Source organism: Pseudomonas sp. NPDC088429, assembly GCF_044753305.1.
GTDB classification, from domain to species: Bacteria; Pseudomonadota; Gammaproteobacteria; order Pseudomonadales; family Pseudomonadaceae; genus Aquipseudomonas; species Aquipseudomonas rustica.
Genome location: NZ_JBIVMX010000174.1, coordinates 1 through 1,257, shown reverse-complemented (window position 1 = coordinate 1,257; position 1,257 = coordinate 1). Strand labels below are relative to the sequence as shown.

Sequence of the window (1,257 nt, the reverse complement as noted above, 5' to 3'; positions counted from 1 at the left end):
TGTAGTGGTCTAATTTCCCCGGACACCCCGATAGGTGGAAAATACATCTATCGAGGAGTTATTCATGACCAAAAAACGCAGGGCATTCGACGACAGCTTCAAGCTGCAAGTCGTGAAGATGATCAAGGATCAGGGGCTAACCGTTACGCAGGTTTGCCAAGATCTGAACATTGGTGAGACAGCCGTTCGACGCTGGGTTCAACAGTACGAGGCAGAGCAACTGGGGCAGGCCGGAATCGGCAAGCCATTGACGGCAGAGCAACAGCGCATCCGGCAATTGGAACAGGAAAATCGCCAGCTCAAGATGGATAACGACATCTTAAAAAAGGCTACGGCCTTCTTTGCCCGCGAGCTGAAGTAAGGTATCGACTGGTTCGGCAGCTGCAACAGAAGGCCTACTCAGTGACACATGTCTGTCGGTTACTGAGCATCAGTCGCTCGGGCTTCTATGAGTCGCAAAAGCGTGCTGATGCGCCCGTCCGGCAGAGTTGTCCTGTCGTTGTGCAACTCAAGGCGTCTTTTGCCGAGAGTGGTGGCTGCTACGGCAGCCGGCCCTTGCGCGACGCTTTGCGCGGCAAAGGCCTGTCTGTTGGACTGTATAAAATCCGCCGTTTGATGCGTGCCAATGGGCTACGTTCGGCTTGGAAGCGCAAGTTTGTGCACACGACCGATAGCAATCATGATCTGCCGATTGCCGAAAATGTACTGAGCCGAAAATTTGATCCGGCGGCGCCGAACAAGGCTTGGGTGGCAGACATCACCTACATCCGCACCCGCAGTGGCTGGCTGTATCTGGCCGTGGTGTTGGACTTGTTTTCACGCAAGATCGTGGGTTGGTCGATGGCTCCGAACATGCCGGCAGAGCTGGTGTGCACTGCGATGCAACTGGCCATCGCACAGCGCCAACCGCCGCCAGGCCTGATTGCCCACTCGGATCGTGGCAGCCAATACGCGAGTGCAACTTACAGAGAGTTACTGGCAAGAAACGACATGCAGCAGAGCATGAGCCGTAAAGGTAATTGCTGGGACAATGCGGTGATGGAACGCTTCTTCCTGAGCTTGAAAATGGAGCGGGTATGGCGACGTGACTACGCCAATCATACCGAAGCGATCCGCGACATCACCGAGTACATCGTTGGGTATTACAACAACGAACGGCTTCACTCGAAACTGGGATATCTGCCACCGACCGTCTATGAGCGGGCGATGGCGTCAAAACCACCTATCGAGGTGTCCGGAATTAGTTGACCACTGCAA

The 1,257-nt window shown here is 54.7% G+C and carries 1 protein-coding gene; it reads left to right on the top strand.

Translation table 11 applies throughout. From position 1 onward, the window contains the following. The first annotated feature begins 64 nt into the window (after nucleotides 1–64). Nucleotides 65–1,248 (top strand): IS3 family transposase gene (locus ACIP66_RS28775; RefSeq protein WP_202949186.1). Its coding sequence is split into 2 segments (ribosomal slippage): nucleotides 65–329 and nucleotides 329–1,248, totalling 1,185 coding nucleotides; the frame shifts between segments, so codons are not numbered across the junction. Nucleotides 1,249–1,257: the final 9 nt, after the last annotated feature.